Source organism: Neisseria sp. P0021.S005 (genome assembly GCF_051956955.1).
In genome coordinates this window covers 1-5,570 of sequence record NZ_JBQCWY010000172.1, presented here as the reverse complement: position 1 = coordinate 5,570, position 5,570 = coordinate 1, and the positions used below count along the sequence as shown (strand labels likewise).

The 5,570-nt window shown below is 48.3% G+C and carries 4 protein-coding genes and 1 tRNA gene; 3 read left to right on the top strand and 2 right to left on the bottom strand.

The genetic code is table 11. The features are described from left to right. The first annotated feature begins 43 nt into the window (after window positions 1-43). Window positions 44-119 (top strand) — tRNA-Arg (locus ACTHUE_RS10150). Between the two features lie 91 nt (window positions 120-210). On the opposite strand, the gene ACTHUE_RS10145 is transcribed toward ACTHUE_RS10150, so the two are convergent. Together ACTHUE_RS10145 and ACTHUE_RS10140 are read right to left on the bottom strand one after the other, a co-directional pair. Then, window positions 211-1,404, bottom strand: coding sequence for an amino acid aminotransferase (locus ACTHUE_RS10145; protein ID WP_070460983.1), 1,194 nt, complete (start codon window positions 1,402-1,404; stop codon window positions 211-213). Between the two features lie 110 nt (window positions 1,405-1,514). Beyond that, window positions 1,515-2,288, bottom strand: coding sequence for a FadR/GntR family transcriptional regulator (locus tag ACTHUE_RS10140; protein WP_070461657.1), 774 nt, complete (start codon window positions 2,286-2,288; stop codon window positions 1,515-1,517). 393 nt (window positions 2,289-2,681) lie between these two features. On the opposite strand from ACTHUE_RS10140, the gene ACTHUE_RS10135 reads away from it, so the two are divergent. Together ACTHUE_RS10135 and ACTHUE_RS10130 are read left to right on the top strand one after the other, a co-directional pair. Then, window positions 2,682-4,325 carry a lactate permease LctP family transporter gene (locus ACTHUE_RS10135; RefSeq protein WP_070461656.1) on the top strand — a complete coding sequence of 548 codons (1,644 nt, stop codon included), beginning with the start codon at window positions 2,682-2,684 and terminating at the stop codon, window positions 4,323-4,325. A gap of 197 nt (window positions 4,326-4,522) precedes the next feature. Further along, window positions 4,523-5,370 (top strand): IS630 family transposase gene (locus ACTHUE_RS10130; RefSeq protein WP_107769225.1). Its coding sequence is split into 2 segments (ribosomal slippage): window positions 4,523-4,838 and window positions 4,838-5,370, totalling 849 coding nucleotides; the frame shifts between segments, so codons are not numbered across the junction. Window positions 5,371-5,570: the final 200 nt, after the last annotated feature.

The following is a 5,570-nucleotide window of genomic DNA, read 5'->3' as shown; positions in this document are numbered from 1 at the left end:
AACTTTGCCAATAAAGCCAATATGCGTTAACCTTACGGCTTTCGCACCCATAGCTCAGTTGGAAGAGTGTCAGTTTCCGAAGCTGGAGGTCACAGGTTCGATCCCTGTTGGGTGCGCCAATTATAAAGAGGCCGTCTGAAAGATGAAAATTTTTCAGACGGCCTTTTGATTTACTTCAAATAAAACTACATTCAATTTCAGATTGAACGGCTATTGCAACACTTTGGCAAATGCTTCGGCCACATAATCGATATTCGATGCATTCAATCCTGCCACACACATCCTGCCTGAATCCAGCAGGTAAACGGCAAACTCGTCACGCAGGCGGTGTACCTGCTCTACGGTTAGGCCTGTATAGCTGAACATACCGAGCTGTTTGATGAAATAGCTGAAATCGCGATTGGGAATTTTGGCCGTCAAAACATCATAAAGTTTCTGACGCATGGCACGGATGCGGTCGCGCATGGCGTAAACCTCATTTTCCCATAAAGCGCGTAGCTCCTCGCTATTCATCACATCAGATGCAATGTATGCGCCATGCGCGGCAGGACTGGAATAAATTCGGCGGACGGTAAATTTCAACTGTCCGAACACCAGCTCTGCTTCTTCCTTATTGGGACACACTACACTCAAACCGCCGACGCGTTCGCCATACAGCGACAGGTTTTTCGAAAAAGAGTTGCTGACAAACAAAGGCAGGCCCATTTCGACGGCTTTACGAATCGCATAAGCATCGTTGTCCAAATCCTCGCCGAAACCTTGATAGGCAATATCCATAAACGGAATCAGCTTGTGCGTTTTAACGATGTCCAACACTTCATCCCATTGCGCTTGCGACATATCGACGCCGGTCGGGTTTTGACAGCATGGATGTAAAATCAAGACGCTGTTTTCCGGCAAGGTCTTGAAAAACGCAGTCATTTCTTCAAATTTTACGCCGACGGTTTCAGGGTTGTAATAAGGATACGTCCCCACTTCAAAACCGGCACCTTCAAAAATACCCTTATGGTTGTCCCAAGTCGGGTCGCTGACATAGGCTTTCGCTTCAGGGAACCAACGGTGCAAAAAGTCGGCACCGACTTTCAACGCCCCCGAGCCGCCCAAGGTCTGTATGGTCGCAACGCGCCCTTCTGCCAACGCCGGATTATCCTGCCCAAACAGCAAACGCTGAACCGCGCTTCGGTAAGTGTCCAAACCTTCCATCGGCAGATAAGGCGATGGGCGCGGTACGGCCGCATGCTCTGCTTCTGCCCGGAGGACAGATTCCAAAACCGGCATTTTGCCTTCGCCATCAAAATAAATGCCTATGCTCAAATTGACTTTTTCAGAACGCTCGTCGCGTTTGAAGGTTTCAACCAAACTCAAAATCGGGTCGCCCGGATAATACTCGACATGACGGTACATGGTGCTTCCTTTGTTTTTAGACAGAATGGGGAAGATTGTGGCACTAAAAAGCCTTATTTGCAAAATCAGGCCGTCTGAAAAAATTCAGACGGCCTGATTATTTTTAAACGCTACCAATCTACCCGTTTCAAATCATTTTGCGCCAATACGTCCGCATGCTCGCTGTGGCTTTGATATTCCCTGTCCTGCAAAATGCGGCGGGCGACATAATTCAAATGCAGTTTTGCCGCTTCCGCCGCCTCGGCTGGTTTGGCCTGGACAATGGCTTCAAAAATAGCACTGTGCTGGGCAATCAGCGTCGGGCGCGGGTCTTCGGTTTGATGGATATAGATAATGCCGCTGCGTGTTTGCTGATAAAGCATTTTGAGCAGGCTGCTGGAAAGGTGGCTGAACAGGATATTGTGTGCGGCATCGGCAATGGTTTGATGGAAGCTAACGTCTGCTTCGGCTTGATGCTCCAAATTTCCGCTTTCGCAGGCCGCTTCAAATTTCTGCCGCCAAAAGTCAATCCGTTTCAAGTCGGCGTCAGTCCGTCTTTCGGCGGCCAGTGCCGCCATACAGCCTTCAACGTGACAGCTGAAATCGAAAACGTCGGTTTCCCAGTTGGTATGTTTGCCGAGCAATTCCTGCCAGCTTTGGAGGAAATCTTGTTGCGGTTTGACGGAAACGTAATAGCCATCGCCCTGACGCGCTTCCAAAACCTGCCGCGCAATCAGGATGTTCAGCGCGACCCTGACCGAGGGGCGCGATACGCCGAATTCTTCCGCCAAGGTACGTTCGGGCGGGATTTTGCCGCCTTTTTCGTAAACGCCAGTCGCAATCCGTTCTTCTAATATCGACAATATTTGGTCGCTGATTTTTTGTGGCCGAACCAGTTTTGTCATTGTAATTCCTCTTTTTCTTCATATTTTCCTATGAAGAAGACTCAAATCCGATAATGTGATGCGGCAGGTCGTCTGAAATGGCAATCTGCGTCAAAATTGGCATGACCAAATTGGTGTGCCCAATGTCGCGGTATTCTAATTAACCGGCCATATCCCGTCAATATGGCTTGTTCTACCCGAATATGGTTTAAAACTATATCGGGTTACATTTTTACAATTCATATAATGTTTTGTTTTATTTAAAATTAAATAACAATTTTGCACTTATGTAGCAAGGTTGCTTAAAAAAATAATTGACTGCCATATTAAAGTTTCGTAAAGTGTCCTCCGTTCAAAAAATTGGTTTTACCAATTTAGGAAAGTATATTAGAAAAATATTCGGAGATTTTCCCAATGGAAACTTGGATTCAAAACTATACCGCAGTGGGCGGCAGCCTGTATTTGACGGCAGCCGTCGCCCTCCTGCCCATTATCTTTTTCTTTGTTGCACTGACCGTCTTGAAGCTCAAGGGTTATCAGGCGGGGCTTTATACGCTGCTGATTGCACTTGGCGTTGCCGTATTAGGTTTCGGAATGCCTGCGGGCATGGCGGTTTCTTCCGCGCTGTACGGCTTTGCCTACGGTTTGTGGCCGATTGCATGGATTATCGTTACTGCTGTGTTCCTGTATAAAATTACTGTGAAAACAGGGCAGTTCGACATCATCCGCGCTTCCGTGATTTCGATTACCGAAGACCAACGCCTGCAAATGTTGCTGGTTGGCTTCTCCTTCGGCGCATTCCTCGAAGGTGCGGCAGGCTTCGGCGCGCCGGTGGCGATTACCGCCTCGTTGTTGGTGGGCTTAGGCTTTAACCCGCTCTACGCCGCCGGTTTGTGTTTGATTGCCAATACCGCACCCGTGGCTTTCGGTGCGATGGGTATTCCAATCTTGGTTGCCGGTCAAGTGTCCAACCTCGACCCTTACCACATCGGTCAGGTCGCCGGCCGCCAACTGCCGATCCTGTCGATTATCGTTCCTTTCTGGTTGGTCGCCATGATGGACGGTATGCGCGGCATACGCCAAACTTGGCCTGCCGTATTGGTGGCAGGCGTGTCTTTCGCCACTACCCAGTTCATTACCGCCAACTTCATCGGCCCCGAGTTACCCGACGTGACCTCCGCATTGGTCAGCCTGGTCTGCCTGTCTGCCTTCCTGAAAAAATGGCAGCCTAAAGAAATCTTCACCTTCAACGGCATGAAAAAACCGTCCGAACGCAAAGCGGGCGAATACACTGCCGGGCAAATCATCAAAGCCTGGTCGCCTTTCGCCATCCTGACCGTTTTCGTCAGCGTGTGGACGATTAAGGGTGTTAAAGAGGCTTTGGGCGTTGCCACCATCAAATTCGACTGGCCGATGCTGCACAACTTGGTACAAAAAGCCGCGCCCATCGTCAGCGAACCGACACCATACGCCGCCGTGTTCAAAATTGACCTCCTCGGCGCAGTCGGTACGGCAATCCTGTTTGCTTCCATCGTTTCCGCCGCTTTGCTGAAAATGAAACCCTCCGAAGCCGTCAGCACTTTCTTTGAAACGCTCAAAGAACTGCGCCTGTCCATCCTGTCTATCGGCTTGGTACTTGGCTTTGCATTCGTGGCAAACTATTCAGGCCTGTCGTCCACATTGGCACTCGTCCTCGCCGCCACCGGCACCGTGTTCCCGTTCTTCTCGCCGTTCCTCGGCTGGCTGGGCGTATTCCTGACCGGTTCGGACACCTCCGCCAACGCGCTCTTCGGTTCGCTGCAAGCCAGCACCGCGCATCAAATCAACGTCGTACCCGAGCTGACCGTCGCTGCCAACACCACCGGCGGCGTGACCGGCAAAATGATTTCGCCGCAATCCATCGCCATCGCCTGCGCGGCAGTCGGTCTGGAAGGCAAAGAATCCAACCTGTTCCGCTTCACCGTGAAACACAGCTTGATTTTCTGTACCTTCGTCGGCCTGCTGACCCTGCTGCAAGCTTATGTTTTGCCGTGGACGCTGGTTTTCTTCAACAAATAAGCCAACCGGCTTGAAATAAAAGGTCGTCTGAAATCCAATTTGGGTTTCAGACGACCTTTTTGTCGTTGTGGGCGTGATCGGGTTTACCGTCATTTCCGTTTCGTTTAAACAGTAGGGGAATGCGTGAATCGAAGATGGCTTAAGTTATAGTCAATTAAAAACAAAATGGTACAATACTCAACTTTGAAGGTTTAACCATGGCATACTCTGCGGACTTAAGAAACAAAGCTTTAAACTATTACGAACAATGCAAAAACATCAGCCAAACCGCAGCAACGTTTAACTTGTCAAGAAACACGCTTTACCTGTGGATTCGCCTTAAAAAACAAACAGGCAGCCTAAAACATCAAGTTACCGGTCTAAATGCCGTCAAATTGGATAGGCAAAAACCGGCTCAATATGTTGGGCAACACCAGGATGCCTATCTGCATAAAATCGCCAAACATTTTGATTGTACGCCAGCCGCCGTTTGCTATGCACTCAAACAGATGGGGATGACGCGCAAAAAAAGACCACCACTTACAAAGAACAAGATCCGGCCAAAGTAACGCATTATTTGACACAGCTGGCCGAATTTTCCGACTACCAACGCGTTTATTTGGATGAAACAGGATTTGACCGCTACCTGTTCCGTCCCTATGCCCGCAGCCTGAAAGGGCAAATAGTGAAAGCGCAGATAAGTGGAAAAAGATACCGACGCTTATCTCTGGTGTCCGCACAAGTCGGCAACCGGCTGATTGCTCCGATGGTTTATCAAAATACGATGACCGGAGTCTTTTTTGAAGCGTGGTTTCAGCAATGCCTACGGCCCGCATTGACTCAAAAATCGGTGATTATTTTAGATAATGCGCGATTTCACCGTATGGGTGTCTTACGGGAAATGGCGGAAAAATTGGGACATAAGGTATTGCCTCTTGCACCTTATTCACCTGAGCTCAACCCGATTGAGAAGGTGTGGGCGAATATTAAGCGGTATCTGCGAACCGTATTGTCTGATTACGCCCGATTTGACGATGCGTTACTGTCCTATTTTGATTTTAATTGACTATAATTCAAACACATTCATTTTTATTGATTAACCTCACCAATGTCTTCAAATCAATATTTTGGTATGACCAATCTTAATAAACAACCTATACGCCCAAAATCTGAAAATATTGATTTAGATTAAAATCCCGCTGCTTCTATTTAACTAGACTTTATGTATAATACTTAGGTATTAGTTAACATAATTCCTAATAATAG